Genomic DNA, 24,214 nt, shown 5'->3' with positions numbered 1-24,214 from the left:
TGCGGGTCAGCCCCGCCTGTCGCCGTCGTCCGGCCCCTGACCGGCGGGCAGGTCCCGGTAGCGGATCCGCGCCAGGTCGTGCACCTGGCCGATCGTGCCCCATTCGTTGCCGCCGAGCCGCGACAAGGGGCGCAGCAGCCGGATGTCGGGTCGGCCGTCGGCCAGCACGTCCGCGGAGACCACAGCGTGCACGACACGCCCGAACACCACCGTGGAGTCGCCCAGTCCCAGCGTCGCGTGGAGGGTGCACTCCAGGGCCACCGGCGAGGCGGCGACCCGTGGCGGCGCGACCCGCGAGGACGGCTCCCGCTCGACGCCCACCGCGTCGAACTCGCCCTCGCTGCGCGGGAAGTCGGTCGCGGTCGCGTTGATCTGTTCCAGCAGCGGCTCGGGCGCGAAGTTCACCACGAACTCGCGCGTGGCCTCCACGTTGCGCAGCGAGTCCTTGCGCCCGACGGAGGTGAACTGCACGATCGGCGGATCGGTGCTGGCGACGGTGAAGAACGAGTGGGGGGCCAGGTTCGCCGTTCGGCCGTCCGCGCTCAGGGTGGACACCCAGGCGATCGGCCGGGGCACGATCACGGATGTGAGCAGACGGTAGAACGATCCCGGGTCCATGGACTCGGGTGAATGATCGACGCGCATGTCGATCAGTATCCCGCAGCGACCCGGCCGACATCGCGCAGCCGACTACTCGTGCCGTTCCCGCGGTCTGGTCAGCGCGGGCCGGTTGGGCTACCGTCGGTAACACCCTGCCGCCTCGGTAGTTGCCGTCATCAACGGCAGCCGCAGCCGTGTTCGGCGGTCACTGTCATGTCTCCCGCACCGCCCGCATCCGTTCGGAAGGCATCCCCATGGAGATTCCCAGACCGGTCGTCCCCGCTTCGGTTGACGCGGACTCGTCATTATCGCGCCGTCAGGTGCTGACCGTGGCCGGTGGCGCGCTGGCCGGTGTGGCGCTCGGGCAGGCCGGGGCGTTCGCCGCCGAGTCGCAGGACGCGGACGCCATCGTCGTCGGGCACGGCCTCGCGGGCCTCGTCGCGACCGCCGAACTCGCCGCCGCGGGGCGCAAGGTGCTGCTGCTCGACCAGGAACCGGAGGCGAGCCTGGGCGGCCAGGCCTACTGGTCCTTCGGCGGGCTGTTCTTCGTCGACTCCGACGAGCAGCGCCTGATGGGCGTCAAGGACTCCCACGACCTCGCCTGGCAGGACTGGATCGGCGCGGCCGGCTTCGACCGCGGTGTGGACGACCCGGCGGGACAGGACTACTGGGCGTACAAGTGGGCCCAGGCGTATGTGGACTTCGCCGCGGGCGAGAAGCGCAGCTGGCTGTCCGGGCTCGGCGTGCAGTGGTTCCCCGTGGTGGGCTGGGCCGAGCGCGGCGGCGGCCTCGCGACCGGCCACGGCAACTCCGTGCCCCGCTTCCATGTCACCTGGGGCACCGGCCCGGCCGTCGTCGAGCCCTTCGAGAAGAAGGTCCGTGCGGCGGTGTCGGCCGGCAAGGTGACCTTCAAGTTCCGCCATCGCGTCGATGAGTTGGTCACCACCGCGGGTGTGGTGACGGGTGTGCGCGGCGCGGTCCTTGAGCCGTCCGGCGCCGCGCGCGGCACCGCCAGCTCCCGCACGGTCGTCGGCGACTTCGAACTGCGGGCCCCGGTCGTGGTGGTGACCTCGGGCGGCATCGGCGCCAACCACGATCTCGTACGGCAGAACTGGCCCGCCCGACTGGGCGCCGCGCCGAAGTTCATGGTCACCGGCGTCCCGGCCCATGTGGACGGGCGGATGCTCGCCATCACCGAGCAGGCGGGCGGCCGTATCGTCAATCCCGACCGGATGTGGCACTACACCGAGGGGTTGCGCAACTACGCCCCGATCTGGCCGAACCACGGCATCCGCATCCTGCCCGGTCCGTCCTCGATGTGGTTCGACGCCACCGGCCGTCGCTTCGACAGCCCCGACATCCCGGGCTACGACACCCTGCACACCCTCGGTTCCATCACCGCGTCGGGCCACGACTACTCCTGGTTCGTCACCACGCAGAAGATCCTGGCCAAGGAGTTCGCGCTCTCCGGCTCGGAGCAGAACCCGGACCTGACCAACAAGGACGTCCTGCAACTGCTGTCGCGCATCTGGCAGACCCCGGAGCCCATCGAGAAGTTCAAGGAGAAGGGCGCCGACTTCGTCGTCGCGACCACCCTCGACGACCTTGTGGCCGGCATGAACAAGCTCACCGGCGACAACCTGATCGGCCTCGCCGACCTGAGGCGGCAGATCGAGGCCAGGGACCGGGAGATCGACAACCCGTACACCAAGGACGTCCAGGTGATGGGCATCCGCAACGCGCTCGGCTACATCGGCGACTCGCTCAGCCGCACGGCGTCCCTCCACAAGATCCTCGACTCGAGTGCCGGGCCGCTGATCGCCGTGCGCCTGAACATCCTGACCCGCAAGACCCTCGGCGGCCTCCAGACCGACCTGTCCGGACGTGTCCTCGACCGGAGCGGCTCCCCGGTGCCGGGCCTCTACGCGGCCGGCGAGGTGGCGGGCTTCGGCGGCGGCGGGGTGCACGGCTACCGCTCGCTGGAAGGCACCTTCCTCGGCGGCTGCCTCTACTCCGGACGCCAGGCCGGCCGCGCCGCCGCGGCGGCCACCGCAACCTGAAATGCCTGCTGTAGAACCCACTTGATGTGCTGTCAGGCAAGGTCGGACAGCGCTCACAGACGTCCGCGGCGCAGGCGACCTGACGCGCCCGCGCCGCGGCGGCCTCTTCGACGGGGGCGTACCGGCGTGCTCGGATGAGCCCTGTGTGCGCCCCCGTCCGGCTGGGGAAACTGCCTTGTCGGCGGCGGCCTGAGCATCACCCACCGTCGCCGCCCGAGCTCGAGAAAGGCAGGTAAGTCGCTGTGCTGTTGCGTCTGCCCACGTCCGTGCAGGAAGCGCAGGAGTGTCTCGCGGAGGGGGCCGTGCCGATCGGCGGCGCCACCCTCGTCTGGGCCACCTGGCAACGGGACGGGTTCCCCGAACTGGCCATGTCACTGAGCAAGTTGCCGGAGGCCAACCTCCTGGAGCCGGAGAGGGTCGGCGGCGCCGTGGTGCTCCACCGGATCGACGGCCGGGTCCCGGACGTGCTGCGGCTGGCGGCCGGCGGCGTCGGCACCGGGGCCGTACGACGGGCCGCGACGGTCGGCGGCAACATCGTCGGCAGCACCCTGCGCTGCCTGCTGCCCGCGGCGCTCGTCCTCGACGCGCGGGCCACGGTGCTGGAACCCGAGGGCGTCCGGGAGACGGACCTGGCCGAGATCGTCGCCAAGCGGCCCGTCCTGCTCGCCCTGAGCTGGCGCACGCCGGTCGCCTGCGCCTACCGCAAACTCCCCGCCGAGGCGGGCGGACCACCGCCCCTGGTGGTCGCCGCGGCCGTACACGCGGAGCACGGCGGCGACACCTTGCGGATCGCCGTCCGCGACGGCTACGACGTCCTCAGCGGTGTCGTGCCGTACGGCGACGGTGCCGAGGACGCCCTGGGGGCGCTGCGCGCCACGGACCTCGGGGATGCGCCGCCCGAGGCCTGGCACACCGTACGCGCACAGCTCGACGAGCTGAACGCGAGCCGGTCGGCGAGTTGACCGTGCCGAGGTCGGCCGGACCGGCCGGCGGCAGGTCGGCGATACCGGCCGCGAGCAGGCGGGCGAGACCGGCTGCAAGCAGGCCGACGGCCTGACCGCGAGCACGCCGACGACCTGACCGCGCGGGGTGGCCGGTAGGCCGTCGGTGTCCAACGAGCCGATGAGTGGGGCGAGTCGGCGCGACCGACCCGCCCGGGGTCAGCGCTGCGGACCCGCCCGCCCGGACGGCCCCGCCCGGGGTGATCGCCACCGAGAGGAAGATCACCCCGGGCGGACGCGGTCTTGGCCAGGGCACTCGGCACGCGGTACGGTCTGTCCGATATCGACGACGGCGAGACGGAAGCCGGTGAGAACCCGGCACGGTCGCGCCACTGTGTGCGAGGGCCCTGGAAGCGCTCGCAAGTCAGACCCGTGGCCGTCGTCCACTGCACCACCGAGATGGGACGCGAATTCCCCAAGGAGGTTCTGCCATGGCGCAGACCGTCGCCCAGCCGACAGCCACCACCCCTGCCCTGCCCGCCAAGCTGCCGCTGAAGGCGATCGCGCCCTGGGCGGTCTTCTTCGGCATCCTGATGCTCGTCCTGCTGTACTTCGTCGGCGCCGAACAGGGCGCCACCTCCGTGTTCAACGGCACGGGCGTCCACGAATGGGTGCACGACGCGCGTCACCTGCTCGGTTTCCCCTGCCACTGACGCGAGGGGACTCCGCACACCCATGAACTCCGCAACCGTACGGAACCTTCTCGTACGGGGGATGCTCGCCGGCCTCGCGGCCGGCGCGCTCGCCCTCGTCGTCGCCTATCTTCTCGGCGAACCCAATGTCGACCAAGCGATCAGCTTCGAGGAGGCGCACTCCCACGAGCACGAGATGGAGGTCGTCTCGCGCTCGCTCCAGTCCACCGCGGGACTCGCCACCGGCGTCCTCGTCTACGGCGTCGCGTTCGGCGGCATCGCCGCCCTCGCCTACGCCTTCGCGCTCGGCCGCGTGGGCCGCTTCACCCCGCGCGCCACGGCGCTGCTCCTGTCCGGGTGCGCCCTGGTCGCCGTCTACCTCGTGCCGTTCCTGAAGTACCCGGCCAATCCGCCGTCGGTCGGCAACCCCGACACCATCGGCAAGCGGACCACCCTGTACTTCCTGATGATGCTCCTCAGCGTCCTCCTCGCGATCGCCGCCACGCTGCTCGGCAAGCGGCTCGCACCGAACCTGGGCACCTGGTGGGCGACCGTGATCGCCCTCGCCGCCTTCGGGGTCGCGGTCGGCCTGGCCTACGCGTTCCTGCCCGCGATCAACGAGGTGCCGAAGACGTTCCCGGCGACCCTGCTGTGGCGGTTCCGGCTCTCCGCGCTCGCCATCCAGGCGTCGCTGTGGGGCGGATTCGGCCTGCTCTTCGGTGAGTTGGCGGAACGGCTGCTCAACCCCAAGCCGGTCACGGCCGGCGGCGCGCGGGCGGTTCCGGCCGCGCACTGACAGGCGCGCGCCGACGGAGACCGGCGCCCGCGCGACGACCCCGGGAGGCCGGGGAGGGTCCGCCCTCCCCGGCCTCCCGTCCGTCCGCCACCGCGGCGACCAGGCGAAGTAAGGTAAGACTGACTTCCCGAGATGGTGGCGCGCGTGCCGTGCCCCGAGAAGCCGGCCCGACCCGGCTCGGCCGGAGACGGAGGCTTCATGACGGAGTGCGCATCCCCCGCGAGCGTGACCGCGGTGCGCGACGACGACCGGCCGGCCCCGCTGACCCTCACCGGGGTACGGTTCGGCGCCGGCGGACCGCTCGCCGCGGTGCGGGTCGCGGACGGCACGATCACCCACGTGCTCCCGGCGCGCGACGGCGACGCCCGAGACCTCGGGGCCAGGGGTGAGCGGGTCCTCGATCTCGACGGACGGGTGCTGCTCCCGGGTCTCTGGGACGCCCATGTGCACCTCGCCGACTGGGCGAACGCCCGGCACCGGCTCGACCTGGCCGGCCTCGCCTCCGCCCGCCGGACAGCCGACCTCGTACAGCGGCACGGCCGCCAAGTCCCCGGCGACAGCGTGCTGTTCGGCTACGGCTTCCGGGACGGGCTGTGGCCCGACGCGCCCCACAAGGGCCTGCTCGACGCGATCCTGCCGGACCGGCCGGTGGCCCTCGTCAGCGGCGATCTGCACGCCGTGTGGTTCAACTCCGCCTGCCTGGCGCTCGTCGGACGCGGTGACCACCCCACCGGCCTGCTGCGGGAGCACGAGGCCCACGCCGCGCTCGCCGCCCTGCCCGCCCCGCCGGACGACGTGGTGGACGCCAGGGTGGCGGACGCCTGCCGGGCCGCCGCGGCGCGCGGCGTGACCGGCGTGATCGACTTCCAGTTCGGCGACACGGTGGGGGACTGGGAGCGGCGCGCCGTCCGGTCCCGGCCGGCCGTGCGGGTCGCGGCCGCCGTCTACCCGAGCCACCTCGACGCCGCCCTGGCGCGCGGGCTGCGCACGGGCAGCGACATCGGCGGGAGCGGGGGAGCGGTCCGGGTCGGCCCGTTGAAGCTGTTCACCGACGGCTCCCTCAACACCCGGACCGCCCTGTGCCAAGACCCCTACCCGGGCCTGGAGGGCACGGACCACTCCCACGGCATCGGAGAGACGTCACCAGGAGATCTGGTGCGCCTGATGCGGCGCGCCGCCGCGCACGGCATCGAACCCGCGGTGCACGCCATCGGCGACCGCGCCAACACCCTTGCCCTGGACGCCTTCGAGGCCGTGCGCTGCCGCGGCCGGATCGAGCACGCCCAGCTGCTGAGCCCCGAAGACCTGCCCCGTTTCGCCGAGTTGGGCGTCATCGCGGGGGTGCAGCCGCGCCACGCCACCGACGACCGTGACGTGGCGGACCGGCACTGGGCCGGCCGCACCGGGCGGGCCTTCGCCTACGCCGACCTGCTGGCGGCGGGCGCGCGCCTGGAGTTCGGCTCGGACGCGCCCGTGGCACCGCTCGACCCGTGGCGCGCCATCGCGTCCGCGGTGAGCCGTACCGACGACGAACGCCCCGCCTGGCACCCCGAACAGCGCCTGTCCGTACGGGACGCGCTGGTCGCCGCGGCCCGGGGGCGGCGGCTCGTCCGGGTGGGCGACCCGGCCGACCTGGTGCTCGTCGACGCCGACCCGCTGGCGGCGGACGCGTCCGGCCTGCGCGCGATGCCGGTGCACGCGACGATGACGGACGGACGGTGGACGCACGGGCCGTACTGAGGACGGGGCTGCACGAGCAGTACTGACGACGGGGCTGCAAGGGCCGTACTGAGGACGGGGCGGCACGGGTCGTGCCGAGGACGGCCGCACGGGGCCCTGTCGAGGACGGTCCGACGGGTGTGCGGCGCGGGTGCCTTCGGGCCGCGACACGCGGCCGGTCACTCGACGGGCCAGGTGTGCGCGGGCGCGTTGAGATGCATGTAGTCCATGTACTGCCGGGTCATGCGGCGCAGCGCCTCGTGCCGGCCGCCCGACGACGACGCCTCGATGTGCTCGGCCATCTCCCGTTGCCAGACAGCCCCGTTGCGCGCGGTGACGCAGCGCTGCTCGATGACGCCGAGCAGCGGCTCCCGCCAGGCGTCGTCCATCCCGGAGCGCCGCAGCCCCTCGTGGGCGAGCGGCAGCAGCCGGCGCAGCACGAGTTCGGGCACCGGCACCTCGCCCATGCCGGGCCAGTACAGCCGCGCGTCGATGCCGTGCCGGGCCGCGCTGTGCAGGTTGTCCTCCGCGACGGAGAACGACATGCGCGACCACACCGGCCGGTCCTCCTCGACGAGGGCGCGGGTGAGGCCGTAGTAGAAGGCGCCGTTGGCGAGGGTGTCGGCGACGGTCGGACCGGCGGGCAGCACCCGGTTCTCCACCCGGAGGTGCGGCTTGTCGTGCGCGACGGCGTAGACCGGGCGGTTCCAGCGGTAGACCGTGCCGTTGTGCAGGGTCAGTTCGGCGAGTTCGGGGATGTCTCCGCGGTCCAGCGTCTCCGCGGGGTCCTGGTCGTCGCAGAGCGGGAGCAGCGCGGGGAAGTAGCGCAGGTTCTCCTCGAACAGGTCGAAGACGCTGTTGATCCAGCGCTCGCCGAACCACACCCGGGGCCGTACGCCCTGCTCCTTGATCTCCTTCGGGCGGGTGTCGGTCGCCTGCTCGAACAGCGGGATGCGCGTCTCGTGCCAGAGCTCCTTGCCGAAGAGGAAGGGCGAGTTGGCGGCCAGCGCCACCTGGACACCGGCGATCGCCTGGGCCGCGTTCCAGTAGTCGGCGAACTCCTCGGGCGAGACCTGGAGATGGAACTGGGTGCTGGTGCAGGCCGCCTCCGGCGTGATCGTGTCCGCGTACGTCCGCAGCCGGTCCGCGCCGTCGACCTCGATGTACAGGTCCTCGCCGCGCGCCGCGAAGATCTGGTCGTTCAGCAGCTGATAGCGGGGGTTCTCCGACAGCGCGGCCTCGCCGACGTCGGACTGGCGCAGCGTGGGCAGGATCCCGATCATGATCAGATGGGCGCCGACGGTCCGCGCGCGTTCCTCGGCGTGGTTCAGCGCGTCACGGATCTCGTTCTCCCAGGCGTCCGGTCCCCCCGTGGTCAGCCGTCCGCGCGGCGGGATGTTGATCTCCAGATTGAACCGGCCGAGCTCGGTCGACCACGCGGGGTCCGCGATCGCCGCCAGCACGTCGCAGTTGCGCATCGCGGGTTCGGCGGCGTCGTCGACCAGGTTCAGCTCGATCTCGAGTCCGACCTTCGGCTGCTCCGCCTCGAACCGTTCCTCGCGCAGCATCTCCGCCAGCGTGTCGAGACATTCGTGGATCTTGACCCGGTACCGGCGGCGGTCCTCACGGGTGAAGACCGTGGCCGGGACGTCCCGTCCCATGGGCCCTCCCGGGGTTCCTGCTGGGTCACCTGCCCTCTCAGCGTCGCACCATCGCGGGGAGACGACCACGCGAGAGGCAGGGGGCCCGGGGGAGGGTGTGCGTGGTGCCGCGCTCAGCGGCCGTCCAGCAGGCGCAGCAGCACGGCCGCCTCCGCGCGCAGCCCGGCGGCCCGATCGGCGTGCGCGGGCGCGGTCAACCGGTCCGCGACCGCGATCCGTTCGGCGGCCTCGGCCCGTACGATCTCCGTCATCTCGGCCTCGCTCAGCTCGCGCCGCGGCGCCTCGGTGGCACCGGCGCCCACCGGCGACTGCTCCAGGGCGAGGCCGCGCGCGGCGGTCCCGGCGACGGGGACCGCCTCCGCGTTGTCGAGGGCTGCGAGGGTCGCGCGCAACACGCTCACCGTGGCCCGGTCGCGGGCACGCATGGCGGGGGTCAGGGCCAGCCGCAGCTGATCACGCAGAGACATGTGGGGACCCTACGGGGCTGCTCAGGACCCTCACAACGGGATAGTTCCCCGCGCCCCTGAGGGGCCCGGGTGGACGTGCCCCGAAAGGGGCGCGGGGAAGCGCGAGAAGGCCCCCTCGGGCCGCGGACGACCATACGACGGTGCCGCCGCCCCGAGAGGCGGCGGCACCGTCGTGCGCGACAGGGCCGGTCAGCCTGCGGCGAGCAGCTGAAGCGTGTCGATGACGCGGTTGGAGAAGCCCCACTCGTTGTCGTACCAGGCGACGACCTTGACGTGGCGGCCGTCGACGCGGGTCAGCTCGGAGTCGAAGATCGAGGAGGCCGGGTTGCCCGTGATGTCGGACGACACCAGGGCGTCCTCGGAGTACTCCAGGATTCCGGCGAGCGGGCCCTCGGCGGCGGCCCGGTAGGCGGCGAGGATCTCGTCGCGGGTCACCTCGCGGGCGACGGTCGTGTTCAGCTCCACGATCGAGCCGACCGGCACGGGCACGCGGATGGAGTCGCCGGAGAGCTTGCCGTCGAGGCGGGGCAGCACCAGGCCGATCGCCTTCGCGGCGCCGGTCGTGGTCGGCACGATGTTGACACCGGCGGCGCGGGCGCGGCGCGGGTCGCGGTGCGGGCCGTCCTGGAGGTTCTGCTCCTGGGTGTACGCGTGCACGGTGGTCATGAACCCGTGCTCGATCTCGGCGAGTTCGTCGAGGACGGCGGCCAGCGGCGCGAGGGCGTTCGTCGTGCAGGACGCGTTCGAGACGATCGTGTGGAGTTCGGCGTCGTAGGCGTCGGTGTTGACGCCGTACGCCAGAGTGACGTCGGCACCGTCCGACGGCGCGCCGACCAGGACCTTCTTCGCGCCCGCGTCGAGGTGGGCGCGGGCGGCCTTGGCCGAGGTGAAGCGGCCGGTCGCCTCCAGCACGATCTCCACGCCGAGCTCCGCCCACGGCAGCTGCGCCGGCTCGCGCTCGGCGAGCACCTTGATCCGTCGGCCGTCGACCACGAGGGTGTCGCCGTCCACGCTCACCGGGCGGCCGAGCCGTCCGGCGGTCGTGTCGAAGGCGAGCAGCCGCGCCAGCGCGGCGGGCTCCGTGAGGTCGTTGACGGCGACGATCTCGAGGTCGGTGTCGCGCTCCAGCAGAGCACGCAGCACGTTGCGTCCGATGCGGCCGAATCCGTTGATGGCGATGCGAGTCATGTGAGGCAGTCCCTTCGGTGTGCCTCCAGCCTCGCGCGCCGCGCCAGGGTGTGGCACAGGCGCGAGCGCCATGGTTCGAAAGGATCCCGCCAGGGTGCCGGGAGGGCCCTTGGTGTGTGTCCGTGGGCGTCACTCGCCGGTGGTCGGGGGTCTCCGTGGGCGTCACTCGCCCTTCGCGAAGGTCCGCCGGTACTCGCTCGGTGTGGTCCCGAGGATGCGCTGGAAGTGCAGGCGCAGGTTGGCGCCGGTGCCGAGGCCGACGTCGTTCGCGATCTGCTCGATGCCGCGCTCCGACCGTTCTAGCAGCTCCCGGGCGAGGTCGATCCGGGCCCGCATCACCCACTGCATGGGCGTGTAGCCGGTGTCCTCGACGAAGCGCCGCGACAGCGTGCGCGGGGAGACGGCGGCGTGGTGGGCGAGCGCGTCGAGGGTGAGCGGCTCGTCGAGCCGGTGCAGCGCCCACTCCCGGGTCGCGGCGAACCGCTCGCCGAGCGCCTCGGGCACGCTGCGGGGCACGTACTGCGCCTGGCCGCCGCTGCGGTACGGCGCGGCGACCAGGCGCCGGGCCGCGTGGTTGGAGGCGGCCACGCCGAGGTCGCCGCGCAGGATGTGCAGGCACAGGTCGATGCCGGAGGCGGCGCCCGCGGAGGTGAGCACGCTGCCCTCGTCGACGAACAGCACGTTCTCGTCGACCTTGACCAGCGGATGCTTCGCCGCGAGGGCGCGCGTGTAGTGCCAGTGCGTGGTGGCGCGCCGGCCGTCGAGGAGACCGGTGGCGGCCAGCGCGAAGGCACCGGTGGAGATGGCGGCGAGACGTGCCCCGCGCTCATGGGCGGCGAGCAGTGCCTCGACGACGGCCGGCGGCGGGTCCTCGCGGTCCGGGAACCGGTAACCCGGGATGAACACGATCTCGGCCCAGGCGAGCGTGTCCAGCCCGTGGGCGACGTGGTACGACAGCCCGTCGCCGCCGGTCACCAGGCCGGGGGCCGCACCGCACACCCGGACCTCGTACGGCATGCTCGCGCGGGTCGTGAAGACCTGCGCGGGGATGCCGACGTCGAGCGGCTTGGCGCCTTCGAGCACGAGGACGGCGACAGGGTGCAGGTGGGGCGCGGGCACGGGGACAGGGTACGGGGCGGGAGCGGGGTCGAGGGGGTAGGGCGCCCGCGCCGAAGCACGAGGTCAGGGTGTACGGCGCCCGAGCCGAGGGGCTGAGTGAAGGTGTACGGCGCCTGCGCCGAAGCACGAGGTCAGGGTGTATGGCGCCCGAGCCGAAGCACGGGCTCGGGGTGAACGGCGCCCACGCCGAAGGGGCGGGGTTCGTGCACCCGCGTGTGCGCGCACGGACCCCGCCCCTGGGCGTCGGCTCAGCTCTTGCCGCGGCTCTCGGCCTCGGCCTTGGCGAGGGCCTCCGCCTCGCTCTCGGCCAGGGCGATCGCCAGGCCGAACGCCTTCGCGATGTGCCCGGCCGCCGACATCACGCGGGCCGTCCCGACGACCGGGGCGATCGCCACGAGGACGTCCTGCAACTGCTCCACGTCGAGCTCCGCCTTGATCGCGGGGTCCACGTGCGCGAGGTAGGAGATGGGCGGGGCGTCCATCGCCACGAGCGCGGCGATGCGCGTGAGGATGAGCGTCTTGGGGTCCATGCCGCACCGCTCGACGGAGTCGAGGGTCATCGCGGCGATGGTGTCGAGCACGGGGGTGTCGGAAACAGTGGACATGGCGCGGCCTCCTTGGAAGCGGCAGATGCAGCCGGAGTCGGACGCGAGGCTCGGCGGTGCAGACGCGACCCTGCTCCGTGCGTGCCGACGCTGTGCACGCACAAGCGTAGGGTCGGCGCCCCGAGGCCGCTCGGCGAGACCGGGCGGGGCGAAGCGGCGCCGCACGGGGCGCTGATGACGGATCAGGCGTCCGGGTGGCGTCACCGGGGCCGAGCCGAACCGGCGGTGGAGACGGCAGGGACAGAGGGTCCGGGACGGGGCTGCCGGGACCGCCCACCCACCCGGTCCCTCACGGCCCGAGCCCGTCCGGCCCATTGGCTCCCCGCCTCGGCCCGTCCGGCCGGGTGGCTCACCGTCCCAGCCCGTCCGGCGGGGTGCCTCACCGCCCGAGCCCGTCGGGCCCACTGGCTCCCCGTCTCGGCCGGTCCGGCCGGGTGGCTCCCCGTCTCGGCCGGTCCGGCCGGGTGGCTCCCCGTCTCGGCCGGTCCGGCCGGGTGGCTCCCCGCTCCGGCCCGTCCGGCCCGGTGGCTCACCGTCCCAGCCCGTCCCGCCGGGTGCCTCACCGCCCGTGCCGGTCGTGCCCGGTGCCTCACTGCCCCGGTGGCACCGGGCCCAGCAGTTCCGCCAGGACCGCCTCGGGCCCGCGGAACCGTGCCCGTACGGAGAGCTCGTCGTAGTGGTCGGCGCCGACGAGCGCGCGGGCCTCGTTCTGGTAGCGGTCGCGCAGCGGGGCGAGTTCCGGTGTCCCGCGCTGCGGATGGCCGACCGCGCCCCAGTACGACTCTCCGGCGGCGAAGGCCGCGACCCCGCGCTCGCCCACCCCGTCCGCGACCAGCGAGAAGGCGAGGACGTCGAGGCCGAGGGCCAGCCCGAAGGTGTCGCCGATCCGGCGCTTGCCCTCCAGCATGGACAGCGCGTGGGCCGTCGCCCGGTCGGCGCGGTCCTCCAGCAGCGCGATCAGCGCGAGCTGGTAGTCGGTGTACGACCGTGTCCACCACTCCCCGCGCGCCGCGCAGTTCTCGCGGAGCGCCTCGGCCTCCTGCCGCGCAGGCCCCCACTCGCCCCGCGCGGTGAGGGCGAAGATCCGTACCAGTCGGCACAGCACCGGCGCGGCACTGAACGCGAGCAGACCCCCGGCGTTCTTGAGGGCCAGGTCGACGGCGTCGGTGGCCGCGACGGGCTTCCCGTCGAGCAGATGGGCGAGGCCGGTGAGATAGGCGGCGCGCAGCAGGCCGTCGGTGTCCTCGCGCAGTTCGGCGTCGCGCCGGCAGGCGTCCGCGAGCACCTTGGCCTGTACGGCCTCACCGCGCAGGACGCGTACGACGCCCAGCGCCCACATCGCCCTGCCGCGGGCCGGTCCCGGTTCGCCGGAGAGGGCGAGGGACTCCTCCAAGTAGTGGGCGGCTTCCTGGAGATGGCCGCAGCAGCTCCAGAAGAAGGCGAGCCGCCCGCTGAGTTCGACGGCTTCGTGGGGCCGGGTGTCCAGCAGATGGTCCAGGGCCGCGCACAGGTCCGCGTGCACCGTGCCCAGCCACCGGTACCAGCGGATCTGGTCGGGGCCGAGCCAGCCGGTGTCGGCGCGCCGGGCCATGTCGAGGTAGTAGGCGGCGTGCCGGTCGGCGCACGGCCCCTCCTCGCCGAGTTCGCGCAGCCACATCCGGCCGTAGTCGCGGACGGTGTCCAACATGCGGTACAGGCCGGTGCGTTGGGTGATGACCGACTGGCGTTCGAGGCGATGGAGGGCGGAGGGGACGTCGTCGGGCCGCAGCGGTCCGCTCGGGCACACCGCGTGCAGGGTGTACGTGTCGACGGGGCCGCGGAACACCGACATCCGCGCCCAGAGCAGCCGTTCGGCCGGACCGCACAGCTCGTGGCTCCAGCCGATGGTGGTCCGCAGCGCCTGGTGGCGCGGGGGTCCCGGGCGCGGGCCGGCCGCCGCGAGGTCCAGCCGGGAGGCGAGCTGGCGGTCCATCTCGTCGATGGTGTGCTCGTGCAGATGGCCCGCGATCAACTCGACGGCCAGCGGGATGCCTTCGAGCCGGTGGCACAGCCGGGAGGCGACGATCATGTCCGGGGTGCCGGTCAGCGGCCGCCCCGCCTCGGCGGCCAGCCGTCCGAGCAGCTGCACGGCCTCGCCCCCCGTGGACAGCGGCTCCACGGCGACGCGGTGCTCGTCGGACAGGCCCAGCGGTTCGCGGCTGGTCGCCAGGACCGTCACGCCGGGGCAGGCGTCCAGCAGCCGGTCGACGAGCACCCGGCACGCGGGGACCAGGTGTTCGCACGAGTCCAGGACGATCAGCACGTCCTTGTCCGCGAGCCAGACGGCGAGGGCGTCCAGCGGGTCGGCGGCGGTGTGGTCCGCGAAGTCGAGCGCGTCGGCGACGGTGGCGATCAGCAGCCGGTCGTCGGGCAACGGCCACAGATCGACCCAGGTCACGACCACGTCCCGCCGCCGACCCGGGCCGTCCGCCGCACCGAGCGATTCCGCGCCGTCCGCCGCGCCGGTCGAATCCGCACCGCCCGGCTCCCGGCCGTGGCCCGCGCCGTCCCGCTCCCGGCCGTGGTCCGCGCCGCCCGCCGCAGGCGTCCCGCCCCCGCCCCCGCCCCTGGCCCGCAGCTCGCCCGCCGCCTGCAGCGCGAGGCGGCTCTTGCCGACGCCGCCCGGTCCCGTCAGGGTCACCAGCCGGTGCAGCCGTAGCGCGTCGGCGAGATGACCGAGCTCCGTCGGCCGGCCGACGAACCCGGCCGGGACTTCTGGCAGGTTGCTTCGCACGGAAGCAGTCTTGCGCGGTCCCCCCGGTCATGTGCTCCGATTTGACAGCCCGCGTCCGATGTGGACGTGACACATTGTCACATTCGTTGCGTGCGAGCGGAGTTCCGGTCTGCGCGAGGCAGGCGTGGCCGCCGGAGTCCCATGGCTGTCGCGGCCGGGGCGGGCCGACGCCGTCAGGGCCGCGGCGCCGGTCGTCTTGTTGCGGGAAACGTCACCCGTCAGAATGGTGACGTGAATCTGGACCATGTCTTTCTGTGCGGCAACCCGGCCCTCGACCTCGCCGCCACCCTCCGGGCCCGCCGCACCCTGCGGTTCGAGATGTTCGTGTCGCCGGACCGGCTCGACGCCTGGTATCTCGGCTCGGGGGTCGTCGACGCGGTCACGCCGTGCGGCGCCTCCGACGTGACGGAGGCGAAGGCGCTCCGGGAAGCCGTGTACGCCTTGGTGTCCGAGCGGCTCGCGGCCGAGCCGTACGACCGCGGCGCCCTGGCGACCGTGAACGCGGCGGCCCGCAGGCCGTCCGCGGCACCCCAGCTCACCGCCGCCGGGCGGTGGACCGACGCGACCCCGCGGGAGGCGCTCGCGGCGGTGGCCCGCCAGGCGGTCGAGCTGCTCAGCGGCCCCGACGTGCCTCTGATGAAGGAGTGCGCCAACCCCGAGTGCACCCGCGTCTTCATCGACCGCTCGCGCGGGACGCGGCGCCAGTGGTGCGGCATGGAGTCGTGCGGCAACCGGCTCAAGGCGGCCGCCTATCGGGCCCGGAAGCGAGATGGTGACCCGTCCCCCGCGTCACCGTCTTGACCGGTGACGCGGATGCTGCCAGGATCGTCACCGGTCGAAGTGGTGACGTCGTGGGAGGGCCGGATGGCACACGAAGAGACGCAGCCGAAGACGAAGACGCAGTCCGAGACGCCGACGAAGGCACGAGAGACGGACTTCGACGCCCGGCGTCGCGCCCGCTTCTCCCGGCTGCCCGAGCCGGTCCGCCTCGCGGACACCGTCGAGGAACGGCCGGCCACGGCACCCGACCCGGCCCGTGACACCTACAACCCGGACGAGTGGCTCGTGCGGTACGCGCTCTGAGGACGGCGGAGCCCCGAGCCTCCGACCGCGACCGAACCGGCCCACCGGTCCCGCGCGAGCGAACCGGCCCCCGGTCCCGTGCGACCGAACCGGCTCACCAGTCCCGCGCGACCGCCCTGAGCCGGTCGCGGACCCGGACCACGTCGGGGTTGCTGTCGGCGCCCGGCCGCTGCACGAGGAACAGCGTGTTCAGGGGGGCCTCCGGCGGTTCGTGCAGCAGGGCCAGCCGCCCGGAGGCCAGATGTTCCTGGCACAGGGACCGGGGCAGCACGCTGTAACCGGCGCCCGAGTTGACCGCCGACAGCACGGCGTACAGGTTCGGCACGGTCACCGCGGCGCGCGCCGTGAGCGGCCGTCCGAAGACGCTTCGCCAGTAGCGCCGCACGATCGGCAGATCCTCCGCGTACGTCACCAGCGGCACGCCCCGCAGCGCCGCGCACAGGTCCGCCGCCGCACCGTCCGCGTCACCGTCCGAGGCGCCCGCGCCGACCTGCCCGGCCCAGCCCGGGCTCGCGACGAGGACGTACTCCTCGTCGGCCAGGGGCGCCGACGCGAGGGCCCGGCCCCGCGGACGCCTGGTGGCGATCACCAGGTCGTGGCGGCCCGCGCGCATCTCCTCCAGCAGCGGTTCCGGCAGCCCCTGTGCCACCCGCAGCTCGACCCCGTCGGCGACGAGCGGCACCAGCGCGGGCAGCACCCGTACGCACAACAGCTCCGACGGCCCGGCCAGATGCACCGGTGCGGTCGCCGTACCCGCGTCCTCCAGCGCGGCCAGCGCGTCGAGCGGCCCCGACAGCCGCGCGGCGAGCTCGTGCGCGTGCGGCGTGGGCTCCACCCCGCGGGGCAGCCGGACGAACAGCTCACGCCCGGTCTGCTGCTCCAGGGCGCGGATCTGCGCGGTCACCGTCGGTTGGGAGAGCCCCAGGCGCGGCGCCGCGGCGGTGAACGAACCCGCGCGGTGCACCGCCAGGAACGTGCGCAGCAGGTTCAGATCGGCGTGCTGCGGCAGCGGGCCGCCGCCGAGCGACCGCGCCGCGGCCACGGCGGGAGTCTGCTCCTTCATGACCACCACGGTAGCCGCCCGGCACATCGGGATCCCGATGGGAGGGATCGGATCGCCTATTGGCCGGCGGATGGGAGCGCGGCCTAGCTTCGAAGCTGTCCGAGCCCGCCCCGCGAGCCCCCCACGCTGAAAGGCGCCCCCTCATGACCCAGCAGAACGCGATCGACTGGCCCCAGGAGTACCTGCCCGGCACCGGCGACAACTTCGTGTCCAACGAGGTCGTCGTCCAGGGGGTCGCCGCCGACCGCGTCTGGCGGTACCTCACGGACACCTCCACCTGGGAGTCGTACTACGACAACGTCGCCGACATCTCGTTCCCCGGCGGCGACGGACCCGTGCTGCGGGACGGCGTGCACTTCCGCTTCGGCACTTTCGGGTTCCCGCCGCTGGACGCGCGGGTCGTCGCGTTCCAGGCCCCGGCCGACGGCGTGCCCGGCCGGCTGTCCTGGACCGCGCGGCAGGACGGCGGGCCCGAGGAGCGGCTCGACGTGCTGCACGCCTGGCTGGTCGAGGACCTGTCCGGCGGCCGGGTGCGGGTCCTGACGCAGGAGACGCAGATCGGCCGCCCCGCGGCGGAACTCGCGGCGCAGCGGCCGAACCCCATGCTCAACGGCCACCAGGCGTGGCTCGACGGCCTGATCCGGGCCGCGTCGGCCTGACCGGCGCCGGCGGCGTCGATCGGCGTCATCCGCCCGGACGACGCGGGCAACGACGAGACCGCGGCACAGTGCCTGCTCCCGGTCCGCCGGGACCCCGCCTGACCCGCCGGGGGCGGCTGAAACCGCCGGTATGACTGAAACCGCCGGTACGGCTGAACCGCCGGGGCGGCGCGTGAGGCCACCCCGGCGGCCGCGTCTCACGCACCCCGGTGCGCCACCCGGCCCCCCGTCACCGTCAGCCGCACGGGCGCCTCGGCCAGCTCGTCGGCGGGTGCCGTCACCGGATCGACGCCGAGGGCGGTCAGGTCCGCGCGGAAGCCCGGGGCGATGCGGCCGGCGACGTCCTGTTCGCCGGCGGCCCGCGCCGCGTGGGTAGTGCAGCCCTCCAGCGCCTCCAGGCCGGTCAGGCCGGCCCGCGCCGAGGCCGCGCCCCGCGGGCCCTGCGCCGTCGCCAGGACCTGGCGTACGTCGTGGTGGGCGATCGGCCAGTCCGAGCCGAGGGCGACGGTGGCCCCCGCGTCACGCAGGTCCCGCAGCCGCCAGGCGCGGCCCGCGCGGTCGGCGCCCAGCCGACGCGACCACTCGTCGGTGCCGTCGGCGCGGGTGTAGGCCGTGTGCGGCGGCTGCATGGAGGCCGCCACACCGAGCTGCGCGAACCGCGGCAGCAGCTCGTCCGGCGCCGTCTCGATGTGCTCGACGCGGTGCGCGCCGTGGCCGGTCGGCCCGAGGCCCGCCACCACGTCCAGGACGTGCCGTACCGCCGCGTCGCCGATGGCGTGCGTCGCGGTGCGCACCCCGGCCGCGTGCAGCTGCCGTACGGCGGCGGCGTACGCCCGCGGGTCCGGCCAGAACGCCTCGGTGCCCTGCCCGTGGCAGTCGGCGTGGTCGAGCCACGCGGTGCCGCCCTCGACGGTGCCGTCCATGAAGAACTTCACCCCGCCGACCCGCCAGTGGAGACCCGAGCGGCTCTGGAGGGCGACGAGCGCGTCCAGGTCGTCCCGGTCGGCGCCGGGCATGCACCAGGGCGCGAACCGCAGGCGCAGCGGCAGCACCGTCTCGCGCGCCACCGCCTCCACCAGGTCGAGGTCGCCGCCGTCCATGACGTGCGCGCCGGTCAGGCCGGTCGCGGCCATCTCCGTGAGCAGCTCCAGCAGCCGGGCCCGCCGGACCTCGTACGACGGCCGGGGCAGCACCGCGGCGACCAGTTCCATCGCCGCGTGCTCCACCAGATGGCCGGTGGGCCGCCCGGTCGCGTCGCAGACCACCTCGGAGCGCTGGGTGAAGCTCCGCGGCCCGCTCACCCCGGCCGCCGCGAGCGCGGCACCGGTGGCCAGCGCCGAGTGCCCGTCGTACAGGCGCAGGAAGGCGGGGGCGTCGCCGAGCACGTCCTCGATCAGGCCGCGCTCGACGGGGCGCCCCTCGAAGGCGTTGTGGTCGAGGCCGTAGCCGATGACCCACTCCTCGACGCGGGCCGCGGACGTCAGCGCGGCCCGCAGCCCCGCCAGGTCGGTCACGGCCGACAGGTCGGCGCCGGTCGCCATCTCCAGGCCCCACACGGGGTGGCTGTGCGCGTCCACCAGACCGGGCACGAGATGCGCCCCGTCCAGTCCTACGACCTCGGTGGCCGCGCCGCGCCAGTCGCGCACGTCGCTCTCGTCGCCGACCGCGACGACCAGACCGTCGCGCACGGCCACGGCGGTGGCGTACGGCCGTTCCGGGTCGAGGGTGCGGACCGTGGCACCGGTGAGGACGAGGTCGGCGCTGGGCATGAGGTGAACTCCTTTGTTCGGTGACGCGGTCGCGGGCGGGCGGCTGGTCCCGGCGGGTGCGGAGCTGGCCGCCCGGACGCGACGGGGGGTGCGGGCGGTGCGTGTGGTGCGGGTGGTGACGATCCGTGGACGATGGCGGTCCGGGTCTGGGGTCCGGGGTGCGGGTGCGGGCGCTTCGGCGGGCGCCCGCACCCGGACGGACGCCCGCGTTCGGGCGCGATCGCGCCCTCGCGCGGCCGCGCTCAGGCGGGCGCCGCGACGTCCGCGCGGTCCGCCGGCTCGGCGGGCTCCGCCGCGAACTCGGCGTACACCCGCGGCCGTTTCCGCCGCAGCCACCCGGCGAGCGGGAAGCCCGCGGCGAAGACGGCCGGTGCCGTCGCGATCAGGATCCAGTTCACCGTCGTGGAGGCGCCGGTGAACAGGTCGATGTGGGTGATGACCAGGACGATCGCCGTGGCGAGCAGCACCGCCGCCACGATGGGCGCGACGACCGTGCGCAGCGCACCTTCCTGGTGGCGCACCCGGCGGAAGTAGCAGGGCACGGCGAGCGCGGCGAGCAGCTGGAGCAGCAACAGACCGATCATTCCCGGTGTGTTGACCCACAGCAGCAGCTGACTGTACGGGTCGGCGCCGGCCGCCCAGAAGGCGAGGACGACGGCCGCGCCGAGCACGGTCTGGGCCACACCGGCGACGTAGGGGGAGCGGTGGCGCGGGTGGATGCGGCCCCAACGGGCGGGCAGCAGCCCCTCTTCGGAGAGCGCGAGGGCGTACCGGTTGATGGCGTTGTGGAAGGCGAGCAGCGAGGCGATCACGCTGGTGACGATGAAGACGTGCATCAGGTCGGCCGCCCAGCCGCCCACGTAGGTGCTGATCGCGGTGAAGAAGAGGCCACCGGGGTCCTTCGCCGCGGCCGCCACCACCTCCGCGTCGCCGAACGCCTGGATGGCGACCCACACGATGAACGCGTAGAACAGGCCGAGGAATCCGACGGCGAGATAGGTCGCCCGCGGGACGGTCCGCTCGGGGTCGCGGGCCTCGCGGCGGTAGATGACGGTGGACTCGAAGCCGGTGAAGGCGGCGAAGGCGAACGCGAGGACAGCGGCCGTGCCGGGCACGAGGATGTGGTCCGGGTGGAAGGTGGCGGCGGACAGCCCGTGCGCGCCGCCCTTGAGGAGGACGCCGCCCGCGAGGAGGACGAGTATCCCCGTCTCCGCGAGGAGCAGCACGCCGAGGACCTTCGCGCCGAAGTCGATCGAGCGGTAGCCGCCGTAGCCGATGAGCAGCAGGCCGGCCAGGGCGATCGGCAGCCAGGGGACGTCCGTGCCGGCGAGGGCGCGCAGGGTGTCCTTGAAGGTGCTGCCCAGCAGGCCGTAGACGCCGATCTCCATGCCGTTGTAGCCGATGAGGGCGAGCAGGGCGGCGCCGATGCCGACCCGGCGGCCGAGGCCCCGCGTGATGTAGGCGTAGAAGGCCCCGCCGCTCTTGATGTGCCGGCTCATGGTGGTGAAGCCGACGGCGAAGACGGCGAGGGTGATGCCGGCCAGCAGGTAGCCGACGGGCGCGCCGATGCCGCCGAGCAGGATCGCCAGCGGGGCGACCCCGGCCATCACGGTCAGCGGGGCTGCGGCGGAGACGACGAAGAAGGCGATGTCGGCGGTGCCGAGGGAGCCGGAGCGCAGGGCGGCCGCCGGGGACGGCGTCGCCTCCTGCGGGGGCTCGTTCGTGGTCACGGACAAGGGGAACCCTTCGAGCGGCGGAACGGAGGGGGTTTCCGGACGTGCGGGATGGTGCCGCCGGATGCGGCGCACCCCGGTCGACGTGCGCCGGAAGCCATAAACCTAAAGGCTTTCGGTTTCGGCAATGTAACCTTCCGTTGGGCATCCGGGAAGACCCCGAAGGAGAAGACTGACGATGGGCCGGCCGCGCACACCGCTCCTCGACCGCGAGCGCATCACCACCACGGCGCTGGAACTGATCGACGAGCAGGGCGACTTCAGCGTGCCGCAGATTGCCCGGCGGCTCGGCGCGCAGACCGGCTCGGTGTACCACCATGTGGACGGCCGGGACGGCATCGTCGAGCTGCTGCGCGAGCGCGTCGCCTCGGCCATGGACGTGGCCGCCCTGGACGTACGGCCGTGGGACGCCGCCCTGGAGGGCTGGGCGCGCTCCTACCGCGCCGCGTTCGCCGCCCACCCGCGGACCATCCCCCTGCTGATGACGTCACCCGTACGAGCGCCCCGCGTCCTTGAGCAGTACGAACGCGCGGTGACCGTGCTGCGGGAGGCGGGCTTCGCGGCCGCGGAGGTCATGCCGCTGCTGATCGCCCTGGAGAACCTCGTGCTGGGCTCCGCGCTCGACCTCGCCGCGCCCGAGGCGATGTGGGAGCTGGCGGAGGGCACCCCGACACCCCGGCTCGCCGAGGCGCTGGCCGCGGTGGGCGAGGGCCGCGCGGACCGCGCCTTCGAGGTGGGGCTGACGGCGTTCCTCGCCCACGCGCGGGCGCTGCGGGCGGCCGGGGACTGACGGGGCGGCAGCGGCGGCGGGCCGCAGGGGGCGTGGGGGAGTGGCGCTGCGGCCGCCGTGGGAGGGGAGAGGCGCTACGCGGGCCGTGGGGGAAGGGGCCGTGCGGGCCGTGGCGGGAGGCCCCGGCCGCAGAAAATGGGGTGCCACCTGAGAGTGAACTGTGAGGTTATTACGATGACAGCCTCAGACAACCATTCGGCCGACGCGTCCCTGCGCGCCGGTCGGGGTCGCCGATGCCAGGGACCGCTCCCCGGGCTGCGGTGATCTTCCTGCTCAGGAGGACCCTCCCGCATGTTCCGACGCATTGGGAACACTGTCGTCAGACATCCCGTCTGGACGATCGTGGCATGGCTGATCGCCGCCGTGGCGATCGTCGCCACTGCCCCGAGCCTGCCCTCGAACAGTGACGAGAGCAGCTTTCTGCCGAAGAGTTACGAGTCCATCAAAGCGGCGGACCTTCAGGCGAAGGCGTTCCCCAGCGCCTTCACTCCGTCCGCGATCGCGCTCTACCAGCGCACCGACGGCGGCAAGCTGACCGCCGCCGACCAAAAGGACGTCGCCCGGATCACCACCGAGCTGGGCGACAAGCACATCGACCAGGTGCAGAAGGTGGTCCCCGGCCCGCCGTCCAAGGACGGCAGGTACACCATGACCCTGGTGCAGATGGACAGCAGGAACGCCGGTCAGCCGAAACAGGCCGACGCGGCCAAGGTCCTGCGTGACGACGTCAAGGCGCTGGCCAGAGGCACGCATCTCCAGGTCAAGCTCGGCGGCTCCGCGGCCCAGGCGCTCGACCAGCAGGACTCGTCCAAGCGCGGCGAGGCCCTGATCGGCATCGGCACCTTTCTGATCATTCTGGTCACCCTGCTGATCATCTTCAGGGCGCCGATCCTGGCCATCCTGCCGCTGATCCTGATCGGCGTGGTCTCCGCCATCGCCAACGGCCTGATCGCGTACGCCACCAAGCTGTTCGACCTCCAGGCCAACAGTTCGGTGTCGTCGATCCTCATCGTGGTGCTGTTCGGCGTCGGGACGGACTACTTCCTGTTCCTGATGTTCCGTTACCGCGAACGGCTGCGCGCGGGTGACGAGCCGAAGCAGGCCATGATCAACGCGGTCGACCGGGTCGGCGAGGCCATCGCCTCCGCCGCCGGCGCGGTGATCATCGCCTTCCTGGCCCTGGTCCTGTCCACGCTGGGCTTCCTCAAGCAGATGGGTCCGGCGCTCGCGATCGCCGTGGGCGTCACTCTGGTCGCGGGCCTGACGCTGATCCCGGCCGTCGTCTCGCTCATCGGCCCGAAGGTCTTCTGGCCCTCGAAGTCCTGGCAGCGCGAGCCGGAGAACGCCCGGTTCGCCGCCATCGGCCGCGGGATGCGCAACCGCCCGCACATCGCCGCCCTGGCCTCCGGCCTGGTGCTCGTCGCGCTGTCGCTGGGCACCCTCGGCTACAAGGCGACCTTCGACCTGGCGTCCGGCTCCATGCCCAAGACCAAGGAGTCGATGGTCGTCCAGGACCAGATGCAGAAGGCGTACTCGGCCGGTGCCGCCGCGCCCACGGACGTGTACCTCTCCAGCGTCGACGGCAAGCCGCTCGACAGGTCCGGCTTCGACGCGTACGCGGCCAGGCTCGGCGCGGTCGACGGTGTCGCGAGCGCCAAGCTGAGCCAGGTGAACAAGGCCGGTGACACGGCCGACTTCACCGTCACGCTCAAGTACGAGGCGTCCACGGACAAGGCGATCGACACCGTGGGCGGGGTCCGCGACGTCGCCCACTCCGACGCACCCGAGGGCACCACGGCGCTGGTCGGCGGCATGTCGTCGATCTACAAGGACATCAACGCCGCCGTGAACCACGACTACCGCACGGTGTTCCCGGTCGCTGCCCTGCTCATCATGGTGATCCTCGGCCTGCTGCTGCGCAGCGTGGTCGCGCCCTGGTACCTGATGGCCTCGGTGGGTCTCGGCTTCGGTGCCACCCTCGGTGCCACCGTGTGGATCTTCCAGGACGGCCAGGGCCACTCGGGCCTGATGTTCATGCTGCCGGTGATCATGTATCTCTTCGTGGTCGCCATCGGCACGGACTACAACATCCTGATGATCGCCCGTCTGCGCGAGGAGGCCCGCGAGGGCCGCAGCCCCCGCGAGGCGGCCGGCGAGGCGGTCCGGCACGCCGGACCGACCGTGGCGGCCGCGGGCTTCATCCTGGCGGCCACCTTCGCCACGATGATGCTCGCGGGCAACGCGCTGCTGACGGAGATGGGCTTCGCGGTCTCCTTCGGCATCGCGGTGGCCGCCTTCGTCATGGCGATGTTCTTCACGCCCAGCCTCACCGCGCTGATCGGCCACGCGGCCTGGTGGCCAGGCCACGCGGACCGCGCGACCGGCAAGGCGGCGGTCCCCGCGACCGCCGGGTCCGACGAGGAGCGCGAGCACGACGTGGTCGAGGCCGATCCGTCGGGCCGCCGCGCCTGACACCCCCGGCGCGCCGCCGCGGCC

The 24,214-nt window shown here is 73.4% G+C and carries 20 protein-coding genes; 10 read left to right on the top strand and 10 right to left on the bottom strand.

From position 1 onward, the window contains the following. Positions 1-6 precede the first annotated feature (6 nt). Entirely contained in the window at positions 7-645 is a 639-nt protein-coding gene (locus WN71_RS10100) for a flavin reductase family protein (RefSeq protein ID WP_046586139.1), read from the bottom strand. Positions 646-854: 209 nt separating this feature from the next. Here WN71_RS10100 and WN71_RS10095 point away from each other — a divergent pair, with 209 nt between their 5' ends. The 5 genes from WN71_RS10095 to WN71_RS10075 all read left to right on the top strand — a co-directional run bounded on the left by WN71_RS10095 (position 855) and on the right by WN71_RS10075 (position 6,829). Then, positions 855-2,660, top strand: a complete 1,806-nt coding sequence (locus WN71_RS10095) for an FAD-binding dehydrogenase (protein WP_046586137.1) — start codon at positions 855-857, stop codon at positions 2,658-2,660. Positions 2,661-2,902: 242 nt separating this feature from the next. Next, the gene (locus WN71_RS10090; protein ID WP_046586135.1) at positions 2,903-3,622 is read left to right on the top strand and encodes an FAD binding domain-containing protein; all 720 of its coding nucleotides are present in this window, start codon (positions 2,903-2,905) and stop codon (positions 3,620-3,622) included. 470 nt (positions 3,623-4,092) lie between these two features. Next, positions 4,093-4,314 (top strand): CbtB domain-containing protein, encoded by a 222-nt coding sequence (locus WN71_RS10085; RefSeq protein WP_046586134.1) that lies wholly within the window; start codon positions 4,093-4,095, stop codon positions 4,312-4,314. Between the two features lie 22 nt (positions 4,315-4,336). After that, entirely contained in the window at positions 4,337-5,089 is a 753-nt protein-coding gene (locus tag WN71_RS10080) for a CbtA family protein (protein WP_046586132.1), read from the top strand. A gap of 198 nt (positions 5,090-5,287) precedes the next feature. Further along, complete coding sequence (locus tag WN71_RS10075) at positions 5,288-6,829, top strand: amidohydrolase (RefSeq protein WP_046586130.1); 1,542 nt, start codon at positions 5,288-5,290, stop codon at positions 6,827-6,829. Between the two features lie 158 nt (positions 6,830-6,987). On the opposite strand, the gene WN71_RS10070 is transcribed toward WN71_RS10075, so the two are convergent. The 6 genes from WN71_RS10070 to WN71_RS10045 all read right to left on the bottom strand — a co-directional run bounded on the left by WN71_RS10070 (position 6,988) and on the right by WN71_RS10045 (position 14,621). Continuing rightward, positions 6,988-8,469, bottom strand: a complete 1,482-nt coding sequence (locus WN71_RS10070; protein ID WP_046586128.1) for a glutamate-cysteine ligase family protein — start codon at positions 8,467-8,469, stop codon at positions 6,988-6,990. 113 nt (positions 8,470-8,582) lie between these two features. Continuing rightward, entirely contained in the window at positions 8,583-8,894 is a 312-nt protein-coding gene (locus WN71_RS10065; RefSeq protein WP_046586225.1) for a hypothetical protein, read from the bottom strand. A gap of 231 nt (positions 8,895-9,125) precedes the next feature. Next, a complete protein-coding gene (gene gap / locus WN71_RS10060; protein ID WP_046586126.1) occupies positions 9,126-10,124 on the bottom strand; it encodes a type I glyceraldehyde-3-phosphate dehydrogenase in 999 nt (332 codons plus the stop codon). A 162-nt stretch (positions 10,125-10,286) separates the two neighbouring features. Beyond that, the gene (locus tag WN71_RS10055; RefSeq protein WP_046586124.1) at positions 10,287-11,243 is read right to left on the bottom strand and encodes a GlxA family transcriptional regulator; all 957 of its coding nucleotides are present in this window, start codon (positions 11,241-11,243) and stop codon (positions 10,287-10,289) included. A 248-nt stretch (positions 11,244-11,491) separates the two neighbouring features. Further along, positions 11,492-11,848 carry a carboxymuconolactone decarboxylase family protein gene (locus WN71_RS10050; protein WP_046586122.1) on the bottom strand — a complete coding sequence of 119 codons (357 nt, stop codon included), beginning with the start codon at positions 11,846-11,848 and terminating at the stop codon, positions 11,492-11,494. 589 nt (positions 11,849-12,437) lie between these two features. Further along, positions 12,438-14,621, bottom strand: a complete 2,184-nt coding sequence (locus tag WN71_RS10045) for an ATP-binding protein (RefSeq protein ID WP_046584617.1) — start codon at positions 14,619-14,621, stop codon at positions 12,438-12,440. A gap of 231 nt (positions 14,622-14,852) precedes the next feature. Between WN71_RS10045 and WN71_RS10040 the strand changes: the two genes are divergently transcribed. Together WN71_RS10040 and WN71_RS10035 are read left to right on the top strand one after the other, a co-directional pair. Beyond that, entirely contained in the window at positions 14,853-15,422 is a 570-nt protein-coding gene (locus tag WN71_RS10040) for a CGNR zinc finger domain-containing protein (RefSeq protein WP_046584618.1), read from the top strand. Between the two features lie 63 nt (positions 15,423-15,485). Next, positions 15,486-15,704, top strand: a complete 219-nt coding sequence (locus tag WN71_RS10035; RefSeq protein ID WP_046584641.1) for a hypothetical protein — start codon at positions 15,486-15,488, stop codon at positions 15,702-15,704. 94 nt (positions 15,705-15,798) lie between these two features. On the opposite strand, the gene WN71_RS10030 is transcribed toward WN71_RS10035, so the two are convergent. After that, positions 15,799-16,767, bottom strand: a complete 969-nt coding sequence (locus WN71_RS10030; protein ID WP_079177782.1) for a LysR family transcriptional regulator — start codon at positions 16,765-16,767, stop codon at positions 15,799-15,801. 143 nt (positions 16,768-16,910) lie between these two features. On the opposite strand from WN71_RS10030, the gene WN71_RS10025 reads away from it, so the two are divergent. After that, positions 16,911-17,426: an SRPBCC family protein gene (locus tag WN71_RS10025; protein ID WP_046584619.1), complete on the top strand. Its 516-nt coding sequence runs from the start codon at positions 16,911-16,913 to the stop codon at positions 17,424-17,426. Positions 17,427-17,623: 197 nt separating this feature from the next. Here the strand turns inward: WN71_RS10025 and WN71_RS10020 are convergent, their stop codons facing one another. Together WN71_RS10020 and WN71_RS10015 are read right to left on the bottom strand one after the other, a co-directional pair. After that, positions 17,624-19,195 carry an amidohydrolase gene (locus tag WN71_RS10020; RefSeq protein WP_046584620.1) on the bottom strand — a complete coding sequence of 524 codons (1,572 nt, stop codon included), beginning with the start codon at positions 19,193-19,195 and terminating at the stop codon, positions 17,624-17,626. A gap of 242 nt (positions 19,196-19,437) precedes the next feature. Further along, on the bottom strand, positions 19,438-20,931 hold the full coding sequence (locus WN71_RS10015; RefSeq protein WP_046584621.1) for an APC family permease: 1,494 nt from the start codon (positions 20,929-20,931) through the stop codon (positions 19,438-19,440). A gap of 175 nt (positions 20,932-21,106) precedes the next feature. Between WN71_RS10015 and WN71_RS10010 the strand changes: the two genes are divergently transcribed. Beyond that, positions 21,107-21,718: a TetR/AcrR family transcriptional regulator C-terminal domain-containing protein gene (locus WN71_RS10010; protein ID WP_046584622.1), complete on the top strand. Its 612-nt coding sequence runs from the start codon at positions 21,107-21,109 to the stop codon at positions 21,716-21,718. A 291-nt stretch (positions 21,719-22,009) separates the two neighbouring features. Next, positions 22,010-24,190: an MMPL family transporter gene (locus WN71_RS10005; RefSeq protein WP_046584623.1), complete on the top strand. Its 2,181-nt coding sequence runs from the start codon at positions 22,010-22,012 to the stop codon at positions 24,188-24,190. Positions 24,191-24,214: the final 24 nt, after the last annotated feature.

The sequence above is a fragment of the Streptomyces mangrovisoli genome (assembly GCF_000974985.2).
GTDB classification, from domain to species: domain Bacteria; phylum Actinomycetota; class Actinomycetes; order Streptomycetales; family Streptomycetaceae; genus Streptomyces; species Streptomyces mangrovisoli.
The sequence above is the reverse complement of the archived record's forward strand: the minus strand, read 5'-3'. Positions and strand labels throughout refer to the sequence as shown.